The sequence below is a fragment of the Streptomyces sp. NPDC001443 genome, from assembly GCF_053597355.1.
On the sequence record NZ_JBSFIA010000023.1, the window covers coordinates 102,100 to 125,060 of the forward strand.

Consider the following 22,961-nt stretch of genomic DNA (forward strand, 5'->3'; position numbering starts at 1 on the left):
TCCCCTACTCGCCGTTCTCACAGACAGGTTTCCCATGCGTACGAACGCACGCAGACGGGGGCTCTTGCCGAGATCCCGTTTCTTGCCCCTGACCGCGATGACCGTCGCCGGCGCAATCGCGGTGACAGGCGGTCAGCTCCCCGACCTCAGGGCCCAGTCGCCGCGCACCGCGACCGCGGCCGACCCGGCCCCCACCCCCTTCGACCTCACGGCCGCAGAACGCGTCCGCCGGGAGCAGTGCCTCCTCAGCGGGGTCCTGCGCAAAGGCGGCCCCGCGATGAAGGAGGTCGCCCGGGCCGGCCTCATCGGCACCGAGGACCAGCTTCACACAGCCGCCGACCCGGAGTACTGGAAAGAAGCCACCACCCCGCTCAGCTCGGCGTTCGAGACGGACCAGGCCGCCTCAGAGGCCAAGCTGGACGAGCTGTGGGACCGCCGGTACGTGTGGCAGACGTCTCTCAGTGTCAAGTCTCCTCCTCCGACCTATACGTACACCGGGTTCCAGTGGGTGGAGGACCCCGACAATCCCTTCCGCAAGGTCGGCCTCTCCAAGTGGGTCGCCGCACAGTTCTGGAACGCCGAGTGGGAGTTCTACACCGACCCGCACCCCAAGGCCAACAAGGCGTCCGTCGAAGCGGCCACGACCGTCTACAACGCCCGCTACGGCTCCGACCCGAACGTGGACTACCGGGACGAGGCGGCGTGGCGGTCACTGCAGGCGGGCATGCACGACATGTACGCCGACGACGCCCGGCTCTTCCTCCAGTACGGCGGCTTCCCGACCGAAGTCACCGACCCGGACTCGATGGAGTTCCGGATCGACGTGGAGAACCTCAAGGCCCGCTTCGCGTCCTGCGCGTACACCGACCCGCAGGACCCGCACGAGGTGCTCGGCGCCGAGATCGCCACGGCGCACACCGAGTGGGAGGCGGAGCTCGACGGGCAGAAGACGCAGCGGGACACCATCATCCGGGCCGAGAAGCAGGCCAACGCCGACTTGGCGACGGCCTCGCAAGCGCTCGGTGAGGCGCTTGCGGAGTCGCTGATCGCGAACCGGCTCACGGACTGGCAGGCCTACTGGACCGGCCAGAAGGCCGGCGACCACCCGAACGACTACCCGACCACGGCCGAGTTCACCGAGGTCAAGAAGTGGATCGCGGACACCCAGGGCCGGGCCGGCGGACGGCTCTACGTCGCCTCCCGGGCCGCGCTGTCCGCCAAAGCCCAAGCCGAGCTGGTCACCCAGGCACAGACGCAGGCGTACGGCATCGCCGACGCGGCCGGTCTGCCGCGCGGCCGGGGTCTGCTGTACGGCCAGCAGGCCGCGCAGGTCACCAAGGCGTCCGCGGCGGCGGCACAGGCCGCGGCGAAGGCCACGGAGACCGCGTTCAACGCGACTCGTGCCTCCGCCGCCGACAGCAAGACGCTCGACTCCCTCGCCAACACCCAGGCGCACGCCGCGAAGGCCGAGTTTCGGCGCATCGCCGCCCAGGAGGCCGAGGCCCAGGCCAAGGCCGCCGCCGAGGGCGCCGCCGCCCAGGCCGAGGAGGCGGCCAAGCATGCCGCCGAGGCCAAGGCCGCGGAGAGCAAGGCGAAAGCGGCAGAGCAGACCGCCAAGGACGCTGCCGCCGATGCCAGGGCCAAGCGGCAGAAGGCCGAGGCCGAACGGGACTACGCCAAGTCACAGGCCGACACCGCCGCGACCGAGCGGCAGAAGGCGCACGCCGCCGAGAACCGCGCCCAGTCCCAGCGGCAGGTCGCCGCAGACAAGCTGTCCGACGCGCAGGCCGCGGGCGGCACGGCGGCCGACAAGAAGGACGCCGCGCTCGCCGCCGAGAACCGAGCCCGCAACGCCCGTAACGGCGCGCTCGCTGCCGAGGACCGCCGCGACAGCCTGGTCGCCAAGGCCGAGGCCGCGGAGGCGCTGCTCGCCGCAGTGGACGGCACCGCCGACGCCATCGAGGCCCGGCAGGCCGCCACCAAGGCCCGCGCGGCCGCCGACGACGCCACCACCGCGGCCACGGAGGCCCGTCAGGCGGCGAACGAGGCCACCGAGGCAGCCACCAACGCCCGTGAGGCGGCCACCAAGGCACAGGGCGCGGCCCAGCGCGCGCAGGCCGCCGCGGACGGCGCCAAGCGCGATGTCGCGGTCACCGACGCCGCGGTGAAGAAGGCGCACTCGGCCGCCGCCGACGCGATCGCCGCGTCCCAGGCCGCCAAGTGGAACGCCATCGCCGCCAAGGCCGAGGCCGAGACCGCGCGCAAGGCCGCCGACAAGGCACACGGCGACGCCGTGGTCGCCCGCTCCGAGGCGGTGCTCGCGGGTGCCGACGCGATCCGCACCGCCGGCCACGCCTACGCCACCGCACAGGCCGCCGCGGCGGCCCGGGACTCGGCGGCACAGGTCGTCAAGCCGGCCAACGACGCCATCGAGCTGGGCTCCCCGTACGCGGAGACCGACTCCTCGGCGGGCCTCGCGGTGCTGACCGGGCAGGCCGCGAAGACCGCAGCCCAGCAGCAGGTCGCCGTCGCCAACGCCAAGGCGGCGCAGGCCAAGAAGGCGGCCGCCGAGGCCAAGGCACTGGCGGCCCAGGCGGATGCCGACGCGAAGGCGGCGGCCGAGGCGGCTGCGAACGCGGCCGAGTGGGCCGCGCAGGCCACCGCGTCCGCGGCAGCGGCCCAGTCCTCCTCCGACGCGGCGGCCGCATCGGCCAAGGCGGCGAAGAAGTCCGAGGCCAACACGGTCGAGTACAACAACCAGGCCATCGACGACGCGGCCGCCGCGCAGACCGCAGCCACCGCGGCCGACGGCTATGCCACCGACGCGGACGCCTCCGCCGACGACGCTGAACGGGACGCGGCGAGCGCCCGCAGTGCGGCCGACGCGGCCGAGGCCGACGCCTCCACCGCGCGGACCGTCGCCGACAAGGCGGAGCAGGACGCGACCGTCGCCGAGGCCGCCGCGGCCAACGCGCGCAACCTCGCCGTGGAGGCCGCCGAGGCCGCCATCCGTACCCAGCAGGTCGACTTCGAGGACCGCAAGGAGCAAGAGCGCACCGCCGAGGGCGGCGGCACCAGCGTCGAGGGCGTCGTGATGAAGCCCAGCGGCGACTCCAAGGTCGACATCAATCCGCTGAGCGACTGTGTGGGCAGCGGCAGTGGCAAGGACATCGGCTGCGAGATCGACCTGGAATTCCACATCTACGGCGAGATGGACTTCTACGTCGAGTCCTGCCCGCTGCCCGGTGTGGAGCGCGCCCACTGTGGCTCGGCCCTCCAGCGCGACTACCTCACCAGCTCTCCCCTGGACGTCAGATTCAAGGAAGAGGACGTCCACGTCGACGGGCTCGAGCTGACCGCGTCCGTCCTCAAGGCGATCGCCACAGGTGCCGTCGCGGACATCGTCGGCTGTTCCAAGGGCAAGATCAGCAGCTGCGCGTGGCTGTTCGGCAGCATCATCATCCCCGGCCTGCTGGTGAAGGCGGCGGAGGCGGCATTCGCGGTCCGCACCGCGATGCGCAGCGGTGCCGGGATCGGCCGGGCCATCTGGGGTCTGCGTGGCTCGGGGCTGTCCGCGTCCGCGGCGGCCAGGCTGGAGAACCTCGGCCGACAGGCCCTGAACTCCATGTGCTTCCCAGCCGGTACCAAGATCGCCACTGAACACGGCACCAAGCCGATCGAGGAGATCCGGGCCGGCGACCGAATCTGGGCGCAGGACCCGGAGACCGGCGAGCGTCGGCTGCGCACGGTCGCCGGGGTGATGGAGCGCACCGCCGATGCCCTGGTATCCGTCGACATCGGCACCGAGGCCCTCCGGGCCACTGCCGAGCATCCCTTCTGGGTGCGGGGCAAGGGCTGGACCGGGGCCGAGGCATTGCGCCCCGGCGACCGGCTGACCACCTTGGACGGCAAGGGCGCACAGGTCGAGTCGGTCACGAAGCAGCGTGGCCCGGTCCAGGTGTTCAACTTCGAGGTCGAGGGCGACCACACCTACTTCGTCGGTTCGTCGAAGGTGCTGGTGCACAATGCCTGTCGGATCTGGCCGAACAACATGGCGGTCACCCTCGAACAGGAACTCGCCACCGCCGAGCGGCTGGGCATCCGCCCGGCCAAGCCGGGTTCCGCGAACTGGGACAAGTACATCGACATGGACGGCGAAGCGATCAAATGGGCTGTACTGGAGGACGGACAACTCGTGATCATGCCGAAGATGGTGGGGAAAGAGGAGCTCTCCCACCCCGTGCTGAGCGGCGGTGGCGCTGTACGGGCCGCCGGTGAGGCGCAGATCGCGGGCAGTGGCGGCCAGTACTTCGGGCTGGAGATCAACGCCCACAGCGGTCACTTCTTCAAGTCGGGCGACCCGTTCTGGGAGGTCGGCGGCGGAGCGGAGCAACTCGGCCGGGAGATGTTCGAGGCGGCCGGGGTGATGTTCGGATGAATGGGTGCTTCGACGGCCTCGACAGGCTCGATCTCGACGGCCATGTGCGGCGCTGGTCAGCGCCTGACGCAGGACTGGCCGACGGGGCGGTGAGCGAGTGGGCGGCTGCGGCCCAGCAGTTCGCCGCCCGTCTCCAGGGCGATCCGACCGGGCTGAGCGACGAGCAGTGGCGCGCGGTCGAGCACGCCTGGACGGCGCTGCTGGCAGGTGCCGAGCGGTCGACCGGCCCACAACGGGGCGAATGGCTGCTGCGGGATCTGTACCTGCGGTCCTGGCTCCTGGAGCACGTGGGGCCGCGCGCGGGCGTGGCCCTGCTCGATCCGGAGCCCGTGCTGGAACGCGCGCTGGCCGCCATGCCCATGTCGCCCGCGGAGGCCGCCCGGTGGGCCCCGCACTGGCGGGAGCTGGATCGTGAGCAGATCCTGGCGCTACGGATGATCCGACGGCTGCTCGCTGCGGTACGCTCGCTAGCCCCGCTTCTCGCCGGTCACCCCCGCTGGGGTGAGGTCCAGGAATGGGAGCGGTCGGCCGACGACCTGCCGTAACCCTGCCGACGACAGCCGAGGGCGTTTCCTGCCGCAGACGCTGTGGGTCGATTCGCCCCGCCGAGTTCCGGCTCGGCGGGGCGAAGCCGTGCGGAAGTGCATGGTCCGGGTGCGGGCCCGGAGCGTTTCGGTGGGGCGAGCGTCGAGGCGGGCGAAGTCGATGGCGGCGCCGATGAGCTCAGCCCCTCGACGGCACGCCCAGCGCCCCGGCGATCCCGGTGCAGCGCAAAGCCCGCCGCCAGTACGAGAACCGTGTGAGCGTCACTCGTAGCTGCTTTGCCCCTGGGGGCGGAGCCGGGACTCCCGGCCCGTGTCCTGGGGCGTGTGTCGGAAGTGCTCTGAGCTGGCTGATGTGAGTGCGCGGGGGCGCAGTCGCTGGAGGTAATGCGGGCCTCGTCGTCCCACTGCCGTGCAGCCGGGACCCGTCCTGGGGGCGCAGTGCAGCCGTGGTGAAGGCCACGCTGCTGCCGAGGAGGACGCTGATCGTGAGTGACGCCGACATCCTTCCCGCCCTTTTTCTGCCTGATATCTGCAGATGGTTCCCATGGCCCTCACTCCTGGGGGTCAAGGGGGCGCAGGTCCAAATCCTGTCGTCCCGACGGTGCGAGGGGTCCTCGCGGACGGAAGTCCGCGGGGGCCCTCTTCGTATGCGTCCCGTGAGGCCCGGAAGGCCGGGTGCGGCCCTGGTGCGGCCGCGGGCGCTCACTGATCCCGCAGGTCCTTCACCCGGCGGAGCTTGCCGAGCGAGCGTTCCAGGGTCTCCGGTTCGACGACCGTCACCTCCACGGTGACCCCGACCCCGTCCTTCACCCCCTGGGCGATCGTCCGGGCAGCCGCCTCGCGCTGCTCGGGGCCGGCGCCGGGGCGGGCCTCGACCCGCACCACCATGTGGTCCATCCGGCCGCGCCGGCTGAGCTGCACCTGGAAGTGCGGGGCCACCCCGGGGGTGCGCAGCACGATCTCCTCGATCTGGCTGGGGAAGACGTTCACCCCGCGCAGGATGATCATGTCGTCGCAGCGGCCCGTTATCTTCTCGATCCGGCGGAACGCGGGCCGGGCGGTGCCGGGCAGCAGCCGGGTCAGGTCCCGGGTGCGGTAGCGGATGATCGGCAGCGCCTCCTTGGTGAGGGAGGTGAAGACGAGTTCGCCGCTGTCGCCCTCGGCCATGACCTCGTCGGTGATCGGGTCGACGACCTCGGGGAAGAAGTGGTCCTCCCAGACGTGCAGCCCGTCCTTGGTCTCCACGCACTCCTGCGCGACGCCCGGGCCCATCACCTCGGACAGCCCGTAGATGTCGACCGCGTGGATGTCGAGGCGCTCCTCGATCTCGCGCCGCATCTCCTCCGTCCACGGCTCGGCGCCGAAGACGCCGACCTTCAGGGAGCTGTCGCGCGGGTCCAGGCCCTGCCGCTCGAACTCGTCGAGCAGGGTGAGCATGTACGACGGGGTGACCATGATGATCTCGGGCTCGAAGTCCTGGATGATCTGCACCTGGCGCGCGGTCATGCCGCCGGAGGCGGGGATCACCGTGCAGCCGGCGCGTTCGGCGCCGTAGTGCGCGCCGAGACCGCCGGTGAACAGGCCGTAGCCGTAGGAGATGTGGACCTTGTGGCCGGGGCGGCCGCCCGCGGCGCGGATCGAGCGGGCGACGACGTCCGCCCAGACGGAGAGGTCGTTCTCGGTGTAGCCGACGACCGTGGGGCGTCCGGTGGTGCCGCTGGAGGCGTGCACCCGGCGCACTTCCGACATGGGCACGGCGAACATGCCGAAGGGGTAGGTGTCCCGCAGGTCGGCCTTGGTGGTGAAGGGGAACCGGGACAGGTCCGCAAGGCTGCGGCAGTCGTCGGGCTTGACGCCCGCGTCGTCGAACTTCCTGCGGTACAGCTCGACGTTGTCGTAGGCGTGTCGGAGCGTCGCGCGCAGCCGCTCCAGTTGGAGTTCGCGCAGCTGCTCGCGGGTCAGGCGCTCGCCGTCGTCGAGCAGCTCGCCGGGGACCGGGTCCCCGAGCCGTCCGCCGCCCGGGGCCGCGGGGCCCGTCAGTCCGCTTGCGCTGCTCATCGCGACTCCTTGCTCTGTGTGCTTCGATCCTGCTGCGGCCGATCCGGCTGCGGTCGATCAGGTTGCGGTCGATCAGGTTGCGGTCGAACCTGCCGGGATCCGTCCGGCTGGGACCGATCCGGCTGCCCGCCGCGCACGGTGCGGCTGCGGCCGCGGAACTCCGCGATCACCTCGTCACCGCGCAGCACGCTCACGTCGTACAGCCCGCTGCGGCCGAACCGGGTGCGCTCCGTCGCCGTCGCCACGAGGACGTCCCCCTCGTACGCGGGCGCGACGAAGTCGACGTCGGCGCCGGCCGCGACGGTCACGGGGCCGTGGCTGTTGCAGGCGCAGGCGAAGGCGGTGTCCGCCAGCAGGAACAGATAGCCGCCGTGGGCGATGCGGTGCCCGTTGACCATCGCGGGGGTCACGGTCATCCGCAGCACGGCGCTTCCCGTGCCGACCTCCAGCAGCTCGATGCCGAGACCGCGGGAGGCCTCGTCCGCGGCGAACATCTCCTCCGCCGGGCCGAGGGCCGTGTCACTGGCCTGCGTCACGATCTCACCACCTTGTGAACCGACCGAACATTCGGTTAGCGTGCGCACCGCCAACGTAATCCCGCACCGCCGTCGACTGTCAAGGTCTTGCCCGGCCGGGGAGGAACGGGCACACTGGAACCGAACGAATGGTCGGTTGGGAAGCTGGTGCAGATGACCACGACAGACTCCACGCCCGCCCCCGAGGGCCTCCAGGAGCACTTCGACGCGACGATCGCGCGCGACCAGCGGATCGAGCCCCGGGACTGGATGCCGGAGGGCTACCGCAAGACCCTGGTCCGGCAGATCGCGCAGCACGCGCACTCGGAGATCATCGGCATGCAGCCGGAGGGCGAGTGGATCACCCGCGCGCCGTCGCTGCGCCGCAAGGCCATCCTGTTCGCCAAGGTCCAGGACGAGGCCGGCCACGGCCTGTACCTCTACTCCGCCGCCGAGACCCTGGGCGTGGACCGCGCGGACCTCACCGAGAAGCTGATCGAGGGCCGCCAGAAGTACTCGTCGATCTTCAACTACCCGACGCTGAGCTTCGCCGACGTCGGGGTGATCGGCTGGTTCGTGGACGGCGCGGCGATCTGCAACCAGGTGCCGCTGTGCCGCAGCTCCTACGGGCCGTACGCGCGCGCCATGGTGCGGATCTGCAAGGAGGAGTCCTTCCACCAGCGCCAGGGCTACGAGCTGCTGCTGACCATGATGCGCGGCACCGACGCCCAGCGCGAGATGGTCCAGGACGCGGTGGACCGCTGGTGGTGGCCGTCCCTGATGATGTTCGGACCGCCGGACGACGCCTCCCCCAACTCGGCGCAGTCCATGGCCTGGAAGATCAAGCGGCACAGCAACGACGAGCTGCGCCGGCGGTTCGTCGACATGACCGTCCCGCAGGCCGAGAAGCTCGGCGTCACGCTGCCCGACCCGGACCTGCGCTGGAACGAGGAGAGCGGCCACCACGACTTCGGCACCCCGGACTGGGACGAGCTGATGCGGGTGATCAAGGGCGACGGCCCGCTCAACACCGAGCGGATCGCGCGCCGCCGGGCCGCCCACGACGAGGGCGCCTGGGTGCGTGAGGCGGCCACCGCCCACGCGGCGAAGCGGAACAAGCGGGTTCAGGAAGGTACGGCGGCATGACACAGCAGGACTGGCCCCTGTACGAGGTGTTCGTACGCGGCAAGCGCGGCCTCAACCACGTGCACGTCGGCTCGCTGCACGCGGCCGACGACCAGATGGCGCTGACCCACGCCCGCGACCTCTACACCCGGCGCAACGAAGGGGTGAGCATCTGGGTGGTGCGCTCCGAGCACATCGCCGCCTCCACCCGCGACGAGAAGGACCCGTTCTTCGCGCCCAGCGCGGACAAGGTCTACCGCCACCCGACCTTCTACGACATCCCCGACGACGTCCCGCACATCTGAGGAGCAGGGCATGAGTGACGACCACGTCTACCTGACCCTCGCCGAGGGACACGAGGACGACGCCCGCTGGGCGTTCGGCACCGGATTCGAGGACCCGCTGCACGGCGTGGACACGACCGTGCCGGCCGGTGTGGACGCCGCCGCGCTGGCCGCCTGCTGCCTGGCGCTCGGCGACGACGCCCTGGTGTCCGCCCAGCGGCTCGCCGAGTGGACCACCCGTGCCCCCGAGCTGGAGGAGGAGGTGGCGCTGGCCAACATCGGCCTCGACCTCCTCGGCCAGGCCCGGCTGCTGTACGCGCGCTGCGGCCAGGTCGACGGCAGCGAACGGGGCGAGGACGCCTACGCCTACTTCCGCGACGCGGACGCCTTCCGCAACGTACGGCTGGCCGAACTGCCCAACGGCGACTTCGCGTTCTCCGTCGTACGGCTGCTGGTGCTGTCCGCCTGGCGGCTCGCCCTGTTCGAGCGGCTCGCCGGCTGCGCCGACCCCGTGCTCGCGGCGATCGCGGCGAAGGGCGTCAAGGAGCTGGCCTACCACCGGCAGTACGCGGCCGAGTGGGCCGTACGCCTCGGCGACGGCACGGACGAGTCGCACCGCAGGATGCGCGCCGCCCTCGCCGACGTCCTCCCGTACGCCGACGAACTCCTCGCCACCGGGCCGGGGTTCGGGGTCGACGCGGCGGACGTGCGCGAGGAGGTGACGGCCGTGCTCGGGCAGGTGCTCGACGCCGCCGGACTCGCCCTGCCCGACGTCCGGCCGCTGCCCGGTTCAGGCCGCGACGGCGACCGCACCGAGCATCTCGCCCCGCTGCTCGCCGAGTTGCAGAGCGTGGCCCGGGCCCACCCGGAGGCGACATGGTGACCACGGCGACCCCGCCCACGGACGTCCGGCGCGCCCGGCGCATCGCCGCGCAGGTGCCCGACCCGGAACTTCCCATGCTGACCCTGGCCGACCTCGGCGTCCTGCGCGACGTCGAGGTGACGGGGGACGGCACGGTCGTCGCCAGCCTGACGCCGACCTACTCGGGCTGCCCGGCGATGGCCGAGATGCGCGCGGACGTGGCCGCCCGGCTGCGCGCCGCGGGATTCGCCCGGGTGGAGATCCGTACCGTCCTGGACCCGCCGTGGACCACCGACTGGATCACCCCCGAGGGGCGCCGCAGGCTCGCCGAGCACGGCATCGCGCCGCCCGGCGCCGCCCCCCGCCGCGCCGCCTCCGGCCCGGTGCCGCTGGTGCTGTCCGCGACCCGGCGCACGGCCGTGCCCTGCCCGCGCTGCGGTGCGACGGACACCGAGGAGACCTCACGGTTCTCCGCCACGTCGTGCAAGGCGCTGTGGCGCTGCCTCGCCTGCCGCGAGCCGTTCGAGTACGTCAAGGAGATCTGATGGCCCCGACCGCCCCCGCCTCGGCGGCCGTACGTCCGCGTCCGCGCCGCCGTCCGGCCTTCCACCCGCTGCGGGTCGCCGCCGTCCAGCCGCTGTGCGAGGACGCCGCCGCCGTCAGCTTCGAGATCCCCGAGGAACTCGCCGAGGAGTTCGCGTTCGCCCCCGGCCAGTCGCTCACCGTGCGGCGCGAGATCGACGGGCGCGACGAGCGTCGCTCGTACTCCATCTGCTCCCCGGCCGGTTCCGTGCCGCGGATCGGGGTGCGCGTGGTGCCCGGCGGCCTGTTCTCCTCCTGGCTGGTGCGCGAGGTGCGCCCCGGCGACACGGTCGAGGTGATGGCGCCCACCGGCGCGTTCACCCCCGACCTCACCGAGCCCGGCCACCATGTCCTGGTCGCCGCCGGTTCCGGCATCACGCCCATGGTGTCCATCGCCGAGTCCGTCCTCGCCGCCGACTCCCGTTCGCGGGTCACCCTCTTCTACGGCAACCGGCGCACCGGGTCCGTGATGTTCGCCGACGAACTGGCGGACCTGAAGGACCTGTACCCCAGCCGCTTCCAGCTCGCCCACGTGCTCTCCCGCGAGCCGCGCGAGGCCGAGGTGCTCTCCGGCCGGCTCGACGCCGACCGGCTGCGCGCGCTGGTCGGCGCGCTCGTCGACGTGGAGAGCGCCGACCACTGGTGGCTGTGCGGCCCGCACGGCATGGTCCGCGACGCCCAGGCGGTGCTGGCCGGCCTCGGCGTACCGGACGGGCGCGTCCACCAGGAGCTGTTCTACGCCGACGACGAACCGGTCCGCGAGGTGCGGCACGAGGAGGACACCGACGCCGCCGACGGACCGGTCAGCCAGGTGACCCTCACCCTCGACGGCCGCTCCACCACCTCGGCCCTCTCCCGTCGCCGCACCATCCTCGACGGCGCCCAACTGACCCGCCCCGACCTGCCCTTCGCCTGCAAGGGTGGGGTGTGCGGCACCTGCCGTGCGCTGGTCACCGACGGCGAGGCCGACATGCGCCGCAACTTCGCCCTGGAGCCGGGCGAGGTCGACGCGGGCTACGTCCTGACCTGCCAGACCTTCCCGGTGTCGGAGAAACTGACCGTCGACTTCGACAGCTGAGCCGGACCGGGACACCCCGGGGCGCGAACCAGGCGCCCCGGGGTTTTCTCATGTCCGTCTGCCGAACGCCCTCTTGACGTCGGCTCATGGCGGCCCGACACTCCCGATAGGAATCCTAGTGAATAGGTAGGGAAATATGGGCTGCCTCGGGTCGGTCACCGCGTGCGCGGGCCGTTCGCCGTCCTCGCCGCCTCGCCCGACGCCCCTTCTGACCTCCCGCCGCCACATCGACCTCCAGCGCGTCTGCAGTGCGATCGGCCGAGCCGTCTGAGCCGGCCCCGCACGCCCCGGCACCCGCCTTCCGCGGCCTGCCGTCCGAGCGCACCGGGCCGCCCGTCCGACGTCGCTTCCGCCGCGCCTCCGTCGCGCGATCGTTCTCGGGGAGAGTCATGACCGTCACACCGCTCGCCGCCGTGCCCTCCGCCCGCCCCGCTCCCGCCTTCCGCGGCCGCCTCGGCCGCGACGCGCGCAGCGGCCACTACGCCGTACCGCGCCGCTACCGGCTCCACCTGTCCACCGCCTGTCCCGACGGTCTGCGCATCGCCGTCGTCCACAGCCTGCTCGACCTCTCCGAGGCCTGCCCGGTGACCTGGCTGCCGGCGGTGCCCGACGACCCCGACGGCGGACACGCCGTACTGCGCCCGCTGTACGAGGCGAGCGCCCACCACTACACCGGACCGGCCCTGGCGCCGGTGCTCGCCGACGACTGGTCGGGGCGGATCGTCAGCACCCACGCCCCCGACATCATGCGCGACCTGGCCCGCGGCTTCGGCGGCGACGGGCCCTCGCTCTACCCGAGCGGCACCGAGGCCGTCGAGTGGCCGGGCGTGTCCGACATCGACGAGGCCGCGCAGCGCGCCGGACGGGCCGGGGCCGGGGAGGACGAGCGGGCCGCCGCCCTCGACGTGCTGCTGGCCGCGCTCGGCGCACTGGAGCGCGGGCTGGCCGGCCGCGCCTGGCCGGCCGACGACCGGCCGACCGCCGCCGACGTGGAGTTGTGGGTGACCCTGGTGACCCTCGACACCGTGCACCGCCACCATCTGGACGCCGCCGCCGTGCACCGGCTCGTCGACCACCCGGCCCTGTGGGCCTACGCCCGGCGGCTGACCGCCCACCCGGCCTTCGGCGCCCACCTCGACCTCGACGGCATCGCCCGCCGCCACCACGCCCATTGCCGGGGCTTGGAGGCCGCCGGGTCGGCCGTCCAGATCCTGGACTGGGCCGCCCACGCGGCGGCCGGGACCGACCGGATCTGAGGACGCCGAAACGCCGGCGGGCCGATGACGTCTCCCTCCCCCGAAGGTGACGTCACCGGCCCCTTTCCCCCGGCGCCGGACCGTGGTCCGTGCGTCCGGGTCAGGCCGGTCCTGTGCTCACCAGCACATGACCGCCGTCTCGCCCGACCCCCGGACGGAGTACAGGCGGACCCGGACGAAATAGCGGCGGCCCTTGACCAGACGGGCCCTGACCGTCGCGTTGTGCGGGGTGCCGCCGTCGTCCCGGCCGGCGAGGAAGCGGGGCTCCCCGTCCCGCTCCTCGAACACCACGACGACGGCGTCGCCGTCGCCGAACGTGCCCACCGTGTACGTACGCGTCTCGGCCGGCTCGACGGTGAAGTCGGCCTGCTCGCCCGGGCCGAGCCGCAGCGGCGCCGAACGGAACGGCACCAGCGCGGGCGGCCGGCCCGGACCGGCCGGCGGATACCAGCGGAGCACGAACTCCTTGTCGAGCGGGGAGAGTCCGCCGGGCGGGTGCAGCCCGCCGCGGAACTGCTCGGGCTCCAGGACCAGCCCCGACGAGAACGGGAACTCCATGATCGACAGCGGGTCCCAGACCGAGCCGTTCACCTCGGCCGGGTCCAGCTTGCGCAGGATGTTGTTGTACGTGGTCTCCCGGCTCCAGAAGTTCGGCGGGCCCGCCAGATCGGCGTACACGGCCTCGTCGTCCCAGTGCAGACCGGCGAACGGGCTCTGGTGCTCGTGCACCATGCCCAGCGCGTGCCCGATCTGGTGCAGTGCCGTCGGGCGCTCCCCGGGCACGGTGAGATCCCAGCCGACATTCATGGTGCGCTCGTTGAGACCGACCCGCAGCGCGTCCTTGCCCACGGCCGACCAGGATCCGTCGCCGAGCTGGAACCCGATCCGCAGCTCGGCCTCCGAGCGGTCGCCGACCTCGACGAAGGACACCCCGATACCGAGGTCCTGCCACTCCCGGAAGCACTCGCGCACCACGTCACGCTGTTCCTCGGCACCCACCCACGACACCCACCGGGTCTCGCCGCTGCCCGGCAGCGCGATCGGGGACCCGTCGGCGTCGCCGTCGAAGAAGTGGTAGTGCACGACCGTGCCGTTGACCCACATCGACCGCCCGCCCACGAGCGCGCCGAGCCGCTCGGCGGTCAGCCCCGCCGGGAAGGCGGCTGCCGACTGCTGCGCGAGGGAGCAGTAGCGAGCGGTCATGGGCACAGCCTGCCGCGCACCGACCCCGGCACACCTGAGTCGCGGTCTACTCAAGTCGCCCTGTATCAGGGGTGAGTATCCCCGCTCATACCCTCGTGACGACTTTCGAACGGGACGCGAAGACCCTGGTGCCGCGGCAGGCGACGTTCGCCCCGTCGCGACGCCCGGCACGCTCCCCCACGCTCGGCTTCGCTCGCGCGGGCGGTGCCCCCACCGCCGCACCGGCCGAAAGCCCGAGTACGTCCAGTACGAGGACTTCCGGCCGGCACGCCGAGAGCACGCACCGAACGCCGCCTCTTGACGGACAAACGTTGCCTGCCGCGGCACTGGAACTGCCCTGGCCGTTCACCGGACGGGAGGGCGAACTGGAGCTGGTCAGGCGGTCCTTGGCCGCCGGGCGCCCCGGCCTCGTGGTGACAGGACCGGCGGGCTGCGGCAAGACCCGGCTCGCCACGGAGGCCGTACGGGGCACCGGCTGCGTCCACGTGGCCGGCACCCCCGAGACCCGCGACCTTCCGCTGGCCGCCTTCGCGCCGCTGCTCCCGGACACCGTCTCCCTGCACCGGGCCGTCCGACTCCTTTCCGGAACCCGGCTGTTGATGGTCGACGACGCCCATCTGCTGGACGACGTGTCGGCCGCCCTGGTCCATCACCTGGCCGTGCACGGCCGCACCCGGCTGCTGGTCGTCGCCACCGACGGCGCCCCGGTACCCGGCGCGGTGAGCCGGCTGTGGACCGGTGAACTGCTGCCCCGCCTCGCGCTGACGCCACTGCCCCCCGAGGACAGCGCGCGGTTGCTGGTGGCGGGGGTCGGCGGCCCGCTCGAACCGCTCACCGTCGACCGGCTGCACCGCCTGTCCCGGGGCGATCTGCGGCTGCTGCGCGAACTGCTCGGCGCACTGCACGCACAGGGGTCCCTCACTCCGTCCCCGGACACCGGCGAGCGCGCCTGGCGCGGCCCGGTACCGGTGACCGCCGCCGTCCGCGAACGCACCGCCCCGCTCCTGGAACGCCCCTGCCCCGACGAGCGCGAGACCCTGGACCGCCTCGCCTTCGCCGAGCCCCTCCCGCTGCCCGCCGACACCTTCGACCTGCGCGTCCTCGAACGCCTCGAGTCCGACGGCCTGATCGAGACCGACGACTTGATCGAGACCGGCGGCCTGACCGAGACCGGCGGCCTGACCGAGACCGGCGGCCTGATCGAGACCGGCGGCCTGATCGAGACCGGCGGCCTGACCGAGACCGGCGGCCTGACCGAGACCGACGACCTCCCCGGCGGTGCGGGCGCAGCCCGGCCCGTGGGGCCCGCGCACGCCGTCCGCCTCGCCCACCCGCTGCACGGCCCGGTGCTGCGGGCCGCGGCCGGCCGGCTGCGGGCGGGGCGGCTGGCCCGTACCCCGCAGGAACGGGAACGCGCCCTGGAGTGCGAGTCGGCCGCGCTGGAGCACCGGATCGCCCACGCGGACGTACGGGACCTGCCGGCCCCCGTGGGGGAGTGGCTGGTGGCGGAGGGCGTACCGCTGCCGCCCGGGTACGCGGCCGTGAGGGCCCGGTTCTGCCGGCTGCGCGGACGGCTGCGCGAGGCCGGAGCCTGGGCCAGGGAAGGCCTGTGCGGCGCCCCGGACGACACCGCCTGCCGCCGCGAACTGGCCCTGGCGGCGGCGCAGTCGGGCGATGTCACGACCGCGAGCGAAGCCGCCGCCGACCGGGCGTCGCAGGCGTGGCTGGCGGCCGCCCGCGGAGACGTCACCGCGGCGCTGAAGGCCCTGCGCGACGGGTCCGGGGACCGTGACCCGTACGCCCGCTACGAGGCCGTCCGGCTCGGCGCACCGGCCGAGGCCGCCCACCGCCTGCCCGCCGACGGTGTGCTCGCCGCCCACGCCAGAGCACTCGCGCACGGCGACGGAGCCGCCCTGGACCGCGCGGCCCGGGCACTGGAACAGCGCGGCTTCCTGCTCTTCGCGGCGGAGGCGCACGCCCAGGCGGCCCGGGCCCACCGTGCCCCGGGCGCCGCCCGCACCTCACGCACCCGTGCCGCCGCACTCGCCCGGCGCTGCCAAGGCGCCCGCACCCCGGCCCTGTCGGGCCTGGCGCTGGGCGAACTCACCGCCCGGCAGCGGCAGATCGTCACCCTCGCCGCGGCGGGCCTGAGCAACCGGGAGATCGCCGAACAGCTCACCCTCTCCATCCGCACCGTCGGCAACCATCTCTACGGTGCCTACGCCCGCCTCGGCGCCGGCGACCGCGACGCACTGCCGTGGCTCGTCACGGGCGGCCCGCAGCCGCAGCCCCGGTCGGCCTGAACCCCGAACAGGTCACCGGAACAAGGGCGTTCACGCCGCGCCGAAAGCGGTGAACGCCCACCCCGTGGCCTGGTGCAGCGCGTCACCCGGCAGCGCCGCACGGGCGTCGCGCAGGGCCTCGGCCAGGCTCAGGCCCGTGCTGAGGCCCTTGTGCAGGGCGAGCATCAGCGGCACCACCGCGGCGTCGTTGACCGGTGCGCTGCTCGCCACCACCCCGGCCGTGCCCAGCGGCAGCAGGGCCGTGACCAGGCCGAGGAGTTCGTCGGCGCCGACCGAGGCGAACCGGGCGGTGTCACAGCTGGAGAGGATGATCCGGTACGGGCTGCGGTCCAGACGCTCGAAGTCGTGCACGATGAGCGGCCCGTCGGCCATCCGCAGCGACGAGAACAGTGGGGAGTCCGCCCGGAAGGTGCCGTGCGCCGCGATGTGCGCCAGCGCGGCACCGTCCAGCTCCTCCAGCACCCGCGGCACCCGCGCACCGGCGTGCTCCAGCACGACCGGTGTGCCGTACCGGTCGGCCAGCCCGGGCACCTCCGCGCCGCCGGTCGCCAACCCCGGTCCCCGCACCAGCACATGACGGCCACCCGGCGGCGGTGCGGTCTCCCGGGCCCGCAGCCAGCTGCTCGCCGAAGGCGACACGTTCAGCACCCGCTCGCGCAGCGACGGCAGCAACGCCCACGGCACCCGGTGCAGCCGGCCCGGCGGCACGATCACCACCGGCCCGCTGCCCAACTGCCCGGCCGCGGGCCCGAACAGCAGCTCCTCCAGCCGGGCGCCGGCCGCCTCCACCACCGGCAGCCGGCCCTCCGCCCCCGGATGCGCCAGCCGCCGCAGCCCCGCCTGGATGTACTCGGCCTCCCGCTCCGCGTCCACGACCAGCCCGGCCGCCCAGCGCCGCACCCGGCCCCGACCGCACAGCAGCACATGCACCCGCCCGTCCACCACGGCGAGTTCGAGCAGCCGTACGTCATCGCCCAGCCGGCGCAGCAGCCGGTCCGGCTCGAACCGGTCGCCGCCGCCGGGGTCCGCGCCGCGGATGTGCAGGGTCCGCGAGCGCACCTCACGCTCCAGCCGTCGCTGCTCCCGCTCCAGGGCGGGCACCGGACGCCCGTCCCGGCGCGCCTCCTCGGCCCGCGCCGCGATCTCCCGGTACGCGGTCATCCCGCTCAGCAGCGCCGGATCGGCCGGCGGCCGGGTGGGCGGCGCGGACAGCACGGTGGCCCGCCAGCGCTCGCTCCACTCCAGCAGCCGCCGCGGCCCGCCCCGGGCCAGGCTCGCCTGCTGCGCGAGCGCCGCCAGCTCCGCGCCCTGCTCGGTGGCGCGGGCCCGCAACTCCGAGGCGCCCAGCGTCATCCGGTGGTCGTCGAGCACGTCCAGGCCGCGCCGGCAGGCCTCCAGCACCCCCCGGCCGGAACCGGCCGCGCGGGCGCTCAGCGCCTGCGCCGCCCAGCCCGTCACCCGCGCCAGCGGCGGCCCGCTGTGCCGACTGCGCGCCGCGACGGCCAGATGCCGTTCGGCGTCCGCCGTCCAGCCCAGGCCGAGCGCGATCCGGCCCGCCAGCAGCGACGCCTCCGGCGCGGCCGGCGCGCCGAAGGCGGCCAGCCGGTCCGCGACCGCCGCAGCGTCCGCGACCAGCCGCCCCGAACCGCGCCCGGCGGCCACCCGCGCCTCGATCAGCACCAGCCGCGCGTGCGTCTCCCACCAGCCGCGCCGCTGCGCCGCGAACAGCCTTACGGCCAGGTCCGCGCGGGCGATCGCGGTGTGCGGGTCGCCCGAGAGCCGGGCGGCCCGGGCGGCCCCGAGCAGCAGTTCCGCCTTGCGGGTGGACTGCCCGCCGATCCCGTCCAGCACCCCGATCGCCGCGTCCGCCTCGGCCAGCGCCTCCGGCGCCAGTCCGGCGGCCATCAGCACCTCGCAGCGCCGGATGTTGAGCATGAACGTCGGGGTGCCGAGCTTCGCGTACCGCTCCTCGGCCTCGTCGAGGAGCCGCAGCGCGACGGGCACGTCCCCGGAGCGGAACGCGGCCAGGCCCCGGCTCTCCACCGCGTCGGCCTTGTCGTGCTCCTGGCCGGTGGTGTCCCACAGCGCCTCGGCGGCGGTGAAGTCGGCGTCCGCCCGCTCCACCGCGCCCAGCGCCAGATGCACGGTGGCGCGCAGGGTCAGCGCGCGTGCCGTCCAGATGACGTCGTCCGCCTGTCGCAGCACCGGGATCGCCTTGCGTACGTCCTCCAGTGCCTCACGATGATGACCCAGCACCCACCAGGCGTAGGCCCGCCGGTACAGCACCCGGGCCCGGGTGTGTCCGCTGCCGCGCCCCACCCCCCGCTCGAAGGCGGCCAGGCCCTGCCGGGTCCGGCCCGCGTGCACGAGCGCCACCCCGAGCGTGCCCAGCACGTCCGCCTCCCGCTCGGCCGAATCCGCGCGCGCCGCCAGGTCCCGGGCACGGCGCAGATGCCGCAGGGCGATCCGCATGTCACCCCAGTCCCGCTGCCAGATGCCGATCACCTGGTGGGCGACAGAGGCGTGCAGCGGCGGTGGATCGGTGCCGAGTACTCCCTCCGCCCGCGCCACCGCGTCGTTGGGAGCGGCGAACACCATGGGCAGCAGTTCGAGAACCGAGTCGCTTCCCGCTGTCACGCAACGGATGGTAGTGCTCCGCAGCGCCCCGAACCATGGAACGGGGGTTTGACGCTGTATCAATCAACGACCGCGTCACTCTGATTGAAGACCACCGCCTCTGTGGGAGGACACGCATGGCACCGCAGCGATTCCACGAGCAGTTCGACCAGATCCAGCGCTCGATCCCCGATGTCCCTCTCGCGATGGGGCCGGACGACTCCGCCGAGTTCATCTACGAGAAGGGTGTCGTCCTCGCCCGCGACGGCGAGGAGGCACGCCTCGTCGAGGACACCGTGCGCACCCACTTCACCGGCACCACCGGTCTCGTCGCCGACCATGTGCGGCGCGCGGGCCCGGACACCAACCGCTCCGGCATCACCCGGATCCAGGTCGGCGACCCCGGACACGGCGACCGGCGCGCCGACCGCGCCGTCGCGGGCGCCCTGCGTGCCCTGCGCGAGGCGGAGGGACGCGCGGGCCGCCGGCTGGTCAGCCGCAACCACGTCGTGTCCATCGCCGTCAACGCCTGTCCCGGCGACGAGCCCGTGCCCGCCCCGCTCACCCAGGTGCCCAACCCCGCCCCGGCCGAGGGGACGTACGACCAGGGGAGCGCGGTAGGCGTGCTGGTGATCGACACCGGCCTGATGCACGACCACCGCTCCTACCCGTTGCTCGCCCACACCGACGGCGACCCCCAGCTCCGGGAGACCGACGAGCAGGGCGTCCTCCAGCAGTACGTGGGCCACGGCACGTTCATCGCCGGACTGGTCGCCGCGGTCGCGCCCAACACCGACGTCACCGTACGGAACACGCTCAACGACGCGGGCGCCATCCTGGAGTCCGACTTCGGCGACGCGCTCTTCGCGGCCGTCGACCGCGACGGCTGGCCCGACATCATCAGCCTCTCGGCCGGCACCAGCAACGGCCGCACCGACGGCCTGCTCGGCGTGGACGCCTTCATGCGCGAACTGCGCGACCAGCCGACCCTGTTGGTCGCGGCGGCCGGCAACAACTCCAGCGCCGCACCGTTCTGGCCCGCCGCCTACGCCTCGCTGCCCGAGTACGCCGACACCGTCCTGTCGGTCGGAGCGCTGCGGGGGGACGGCGAGTTCGGCGCCTGCTTCACCAACCACGGCTCCTGGGTGCAGGTCTACGCTCCCGGCGAGCGCCTCACCAGCTCCCTCACCGGCTTCGACGCACCCGTCCCGTACGTGTACCGGCACTCCACGTACGACGCCTGCCGGTACGGCTTCACCTACGTCTGCACCTGCCAGTCGCCGCGCCACACCGGCCTGTTGAGCGAGGAGCGGGAGACCTCACCCGGCAAGGCCGACCAGGTGATGTTCGAGGGGTTCGCGCACTGGAGCGGCACCTCCTTCGCCACCCCGGTCACCGCCGGACTGATCGCCTCCCACATGAGCGCCCACAAGGAGTCCGACCCGCGCGCGGCCCGCAGGCAGCTCCTCGCGGCGAACACCGGGTTCGCAGAGGTGCGCGGGGCGCACGTACCGGCGCTGCGGCCGCCCACCTGGCGTCCGGTGCCGGTCGTGCAGCTCGTGCCTCCCGCATGAGGGCCGGAGGTGCCCCTTCCACGGCGTACGATGACTTGCCGTACACGAGGGGTGGGGCCGTGGATCGTACAGATGTCGGCGCGCTCGTCCGGTCCGCCGTCGACGGTGACGCGGCGGCCTGGAAAGCGCTCGTGGAGGGGCTCAGCCCCCTGGTGTGGTCGGTGGTGCGCGCCCACCGGCTCTCGGACGCCGACGGACACGAGGTGTACCAGACCGTCTGGTTCCGGTTCGCCCAGAACCTGGGGCGGATCCGGGAACCGCAGAAGGCGGGTTCCTGGCTGGCGAGCACGACACGGCACGAGAGCCTGAAGGTCATCAGGAGCTCGAAGCGGCTGATGCCCACCGACGATCCGCAGCTGCTCGACCGGGTCAGCGAGGACCGTACGCCGGAGCAGTCCGTGCTCGACTCGGAGGAGGCCGCCGCCGAGAGCGAGCGCATCCGGCACGTGTGGCAGGAGTTCGAGGAACTCGGCGAGCGTTGCAGGCAGTTGCTGCGCGTCCTGATGGCCGCGCAGCCACCCAGTTATCAGGAGGTGTCCGCGGCACTGGGCATCGCCGTCGGCAGTATCGGACCGTTGCGCCAGCGCTGTCTGCGCCGGCTGCGGGCCCGACTCGACGCACGGGGAGCGCTGTGAACATGGGCGACATGAGCGATATGAACGGCCTGGACCCGCACGACTTCGACGAGGACGGGTTCGACGACGGGGGGCCGGACGAGGAGCCGGGCGACCGCCCGGGGGACGGTCCGGCGGACGGGGTCGACGACGGGCCGGACTGCGACCGGCTGGAGGACGAACTCCGCCGGGCCGCCGCCGTGCTGGACCCGGTGCCGGGGGAGCTGTACCGGATCGCGATGGAGGCGTTCGCGCTGCGCGACCTCGACGCCCGGATCGCCGAGCTGACCTTCGACTCGCTGACCGACGCCATTCCGGTCAGGGGAGTGGCGGACCCGCCGCGGATGCTGACGTTCCGCACGGGTGAGCTGAGCGTGGACGTGGAGGTGACCTCCGAAGGCCTGATGGGGCAGGTGCTGCCGCCGCAGACGGCCCGGATCGAGGTGCTCAGCGGCCCGCGCACGGCCGCTCCGCTCATCGCGGACGACCTGGGCCGCTTCATCTGCGACGCGCCTCCCGCCGGTCCCTTCGCGCTGCGGCTGCGCACCGGCGCCGAGGTGGTCGTCACGGAGTGGCTGCGCGCCTGAGGGCCGCCCGGGACGGCCGGGCGGGGCCGTCCGTCCCGGGCGGGGCGCGGGTCAGCGGGGGACTGCGTCGACCAGGGCGGCCAGCGCCTCGGCGAGCCGGGTCAGACCCGCTCCCGCCGGGCCGCCCGGCTCGGTCATGTACGTGTCCCGGCGGATCTCCACCATGAGCGCGCTCACCCGGGCGTCCTTGCCGTAGAACTCCAGCGGTACGTACGTCCCGGCGAACGGGCTGTCCAGCCCCGTACCCCCGCAGCCGGAGAAGGCCTCCCGCGCGGCGGCCCGCAGCGCGGGCGGGGTGTGGAAGGGGTCGGTGCCCAGGCAGACCGGCGGCCGTGGCCCCTCGCCGTGCAGTTCGTAGGGGAGCGGTTCGGCCGGGTAGGAGTGCACGTCGACGATCACGGCCCGACCGGTCGCGGCCAGCCGGTCCGCCACCGCCTCCGTCATGGCCCGCGCGTACGGCTGGAAGTAGCGCTCGATCAACGGCCGCGGGTCGGCTTCCTCGGCCCGCAGCGCTTCCCGGTGCGTGGTGCGGGTGTACACCGCGCCCATCCCCACGGCGAGCATCTCCTCCCGCTCGTCGGGGAAGCGCTCCGGGTCGATCACCAGCCGGGACAGCCGGTTGACGAACCGCCAGGGCGCCACCGCGGCGAGCCGGGCGGCCTCGGCGGCGATCCGCGCGGTGTGCGCGTCGGTGATGTGGTCCAGCTCCCGTTCCAGCGCCGGGTCGTCGAGCAGGATCCCGGCGCGGACCGCGGGCGGTATCTCCCGCGCGGAGTGCGGCACATGCAGGATCACGGGCGACTCGTCGACACCGGGCAGCAGCTCGAAGGACGGTGCGGCGGGCGGCATACGGCGGCTCCAGGGGCGTTGTCAGTGGTGTGGTGCACGATCAAGGTGTCACATCGGACACCGGAAGAGGCGGGCAGCACCATGCCGATCAGCGACCAGCGCGTGAGCGCGCATCCGTTCCTGCGCGGGCTGTACCGCTCGGACTACTACCCCGACCATGTGGTGGACCTGGGCCGGGCGGTCCTGCTGCGGCTGTGCGAGCGCGTCGAGGCCGAGCGCCCCGCCGATCTGGACGCGCTCTACGTCCTGACGCAGGCCGCCACCGAGGAGTTCAACGACCTCCAGGCGGCCTTCGAGGCGGCCGACAGCGAGATCGAGACGGTGGCGCGCGAGGTGATAGCCGAGGACTTCTGGTTCGTCGCCGACGCCTACGGCTTCCCGGACGCGGACGTCGAGGAACTCATCGCGACCAGGGACTGGTAGTCCCTCGCGACCCGGCACGGGGAGGGAGCGGGCACGCGGGGACAGCCCT

At 73.4% G+C, this 22,961-nt stretch carries 19 protein-coding genes; 14 read left to right on the forward strand and 5 right to left on the reverse strand.

Translation table 11 applies throughout. The annotated features are described in order from the left end of the window. Positions 1–97 precede the first annotated feature (97 nt). Together ACWC24_RS23700 and ACWC24_RS23705 are read left to right on the forward strand one after the other, a co-directional pair. Positions 98–4,438 (forward strand): polymorphic toxin-type HINT domain-containing protein, encoded by a 4,341-nt coding sequence (locus ACWC24_RS23700; protein WP_450664852.1) that lies wholly within the window; start codon positions 98–100, stop codon positions 4,436–4,438. Beyond that, entirely contained in the window at positions 4,435–4,983 is a 549-nt protein-coding gene (locus ACWC24_RS23705; protein ID WP_450664853.1) for a hypothetical protein, read from the forward strand. Before ACWC24_RS23700 ends, ACWC24_RS23705 begins: the two co-directional genes overlap by 4 nt. A gap of 702 nt (positions 4,984–5,685) precedes the next feature. Here ACWC24_RS23705 and paaK read toward each other — a convergent pair. Together paaK and paaI are read right to left on the reverse strand one after the other, a co-directional pair. Then, positions 5,686–7,041 (reverse strand): phenylacetate--CoA ligase PaaK, encoded by a 1,356-nt coding sequence (gene paaK, locus ACWC24_RS23710; RefSeq protein ID WP_450664854.1) that lies wholly within the window; start codon positions 7,039–7,041, stop codon positions 5,686–5,688. Then, positions 7,038–7,577 (reverse strand): hydroxyphenylacetyl-CoA thioesterase PaaI, encoded by a 540-nt coding sequence (gene paaI / locus ACWC24_RS23715; protein ID WP_450664855.1) that lies wholly within the window; start codon positions 7,575–7,577, stop codon positions 7,038–7,040. The genes paaK and paaI overlap by 4 nt, the downstream gene beginning before the upstream one ends. A gap of 153 nt (positions 7,578–7,730) precedes the next feature. Here paaI and paaA point away from each other — a divergent pair, with 153 nt between their 5' ends. The 7 genes from paaA (at position 7,731) to ACWC24_RS23750 (ending at position 12,743) form a co-directional block, all read left to right on the forward strand. Next, complete coding sequence (paaA, locus tag ACWC24_RS23720; protein WP_450664856.1) at positions 7,731–8,702, forward strand: 1,2-phenylacetyl-CoA epoxidase subunit PaaA; 972 nt, start codon at positions 7,731–7,733, stop codon at positions 8,700–8,702. Beyond that, positions 8,699–8,986 carry a 1,2-phenylacetyl-CoA epoxidase subunit PaaB gene (gene paaB, locus ACWC24_RS23725; RefSeq protein WP_450664857.1) on the forward strand — a complete coding sequence of 96 codons (288 nt, stop codon included), beginning with the start codon at positions 8,699–8,701 and terminating at the stop codon, positions 8,984–8,986. Before paaA ends, paaB begins: the two co-directional genes overlap by 4 nt. Positions 8,987–8,996: 10 nt before the next feature. Continuing rightward, on the forward strand, positions 8,997–9,848 hold the full coding sequence (gene paaC, locus ACWC24_RS23730; RefSeq protein WP_450664858.1) for a 1,2-phenylacetyl-CoA epoxidase subunit PaaC: 852 nt from the start codon (positions 8,997–8,999) through the stop codon (positions 9,846–9,848). Next, positions 9,842–10,372 (forward strand): 1,2-phenylacetyl-CoA epoxidase subunit PaaD, encoded by a 531-nt coding sequence (gene paaD / locus ACWC24_RS23735; protein ID WP_450664859.1) that lies wholly within the window; start codon positions 9,842–9,844, stop codon positions 10,370–10,372. Before paaC ends, paaD begins: the two co-directional genes overlap by 7 nt. Further along, positions 10,372–11,487 carry a 1,2-phenylacetyl-CoA epoxidase subunit PaaE gene (paaE, locus tag ACWC24_RS23740; protein WP_450664860.1) on the forward strand — a complete coding sequence of 372 codons (1,116 nt, stop codon included), beginning with the start codon at positions 10,372–10,374 and terminating at the stop codon, positions 11,485–11,487. The genes paaD and paaE overlap by 1 nt, the downstream gene beginning before the upstream one ends. 136 nt (positions 11,488–11,623) lie before the next feature. After that, positions 11,624–11,758, forward strand: coding sequence for a putative leader peptide (locus ACWC24_RS23745; RefSeq protein ID WP_450664861.1), 135 nt, complete (start codon positions 11,624–11,626; stop codon positions 11,756–11,758). Between the two features lie 118 nt (positions 11,759–11,876). After that, the gene (locus ACWC24_RS23750) at positions 11,877–12,743 is read left to right on the forward strand and encodes a glutathione S-transferase C-terminal domain-containing protein (RefSeq protein WP_450664862.1); all 867 of its coding nucleotides are present in this window, start codon (positions 11,877–11,879) and stop codon (positions 12,741–12,743) included. 117 nt (positions 12,744–12,860) lie between these two features. Here ACWC24_RS23750 and absR1 read toward each other — a convergent pair whose 3' ends face one another. Continuing rightward, positions 12,861–13,946 carry a beta-glucuronidase AbsR1 gene (gene absR1 / locus ACWC24_RS23755; RefSeq protein ID WP_450664863.1) on the reverse strand — a complete coding sequence of 362 codons (1,086 nt, stop codon included), beginning with the start codon at positions 13,944–13,946 and terminating at the stop codon, positions 12,861–12,863. Between the two features lie 311 nt (positions 13,947–14,257). Here absR1 and ACWC24_RS23760 point away from each other — a divergent pair, with 311 nt between their 5' ends. Beyond that, positions 14,258–16,249, forward strand: a complete 1,992-nt coding sequence (locus ACWC24_RS23760; RefSeq protein ID WP_450664864.1) for a LuxR C-terminal-related transcriptional regulator — start codon at positions 14,258–14,260, stop codon at positions 16,247–16,249. A 30-nt stretch (positions 16,250–16,279) separates the two neighbouring features. Here ACWC24_RS23760 and ACWC24_RS23765 read toward each other — a convergent pair whose 3' ends face one another. Then, a complete protein-coding gene (locus ACWC24_RS23765) occupies positions 16,280–18,847 on the reverse strand; it encodes a CHAT domain-containing protein (RefSeq protein ID WP_450664890.1) in 2,568 nt (855 codons plus the stop codon). Between the two features lie 155 nt (positions 18,848–19,002). Here ACWC24_RS23765 and ACWC24_RS23770 point away from each other — a divergent pair, with 155 nt between their 5' ends. From ACWC24_RS23770 to ACWC24_RS23780, 3 genes are read left to right on the forward strand one after another with little or no spacing between them, the layout of a single operon-like run. Beyond that, on the forward strand, positions 19,003–20,439 hold the full coding sequence (locus ACWC24_RS23770) for a S8/S53 family peptidase (RefSeq protein ID WP_450664865.1): 1,437 nt from the start codon (positions 19,003–19,005) through the stop codon (positions 20,437–20,439). Then, the gene (locus ACWC24_RS23775; RefSeq protein WP_450664866.1) at positions 20,436–21,074 is read left to right on the forward strand and encodes an RNA polymerase sigma factor; all 639 of its coding nucleotides are present in this window, start codon (positions 20,436–20,438) and stop codon (positions 21,072–21,074) included. Before ACWC24_RS23770 ends, ACWC24_RS23775 begins: the two co-directional genes overlap by 4 nt. A gap of 11 nt (positions 21,075–21,085) precedes the next feature. Beyond that, entirely contained in the window at positions 21,086–21,640 is a 555-nt protein-coding gene (locus tag ACWC24_RS23780; protein ID WP_450664867.1) for a hypothetical protein, read from the forward strand. Positions 21,641–21,691: 51 nt separating this feature from the next. On the opposite strand, the gene ACWC24_RS23785 is transcribed toward ACWC24_RS23780, so the two are convergent. Next, a complete protein-coding gene (locus tag ACWC24_RS23785) occupies positions 21,692–22,489 on the reverse strand; it encodes an N-formylglutamate amidohydrolase (RefSeq protein ID WP_450664868.1) in 798 nt (265 codons plus the stop codon). An 81-nt stretch (positions 22,490–22,570) separates the two neighbouring features. Between ACWC24_RS23785 and ACWC24_RS23790 the strand changes: the two genes are divergently transcribed. Beyond that, positions 22,571–22,912 (forward strand): DUF5713 family protein, encoded by a 342-nt coding sequence (locus tag ACWC24_RS23790; protein ID WP_450664869.1) that lies wholly within the window; start codon positions 22,571–22,573, stop codon positions 22,910–22,912. The last annotated feature ends 49 nt before the right edge of the window (positions 22,913–22,961 follow it).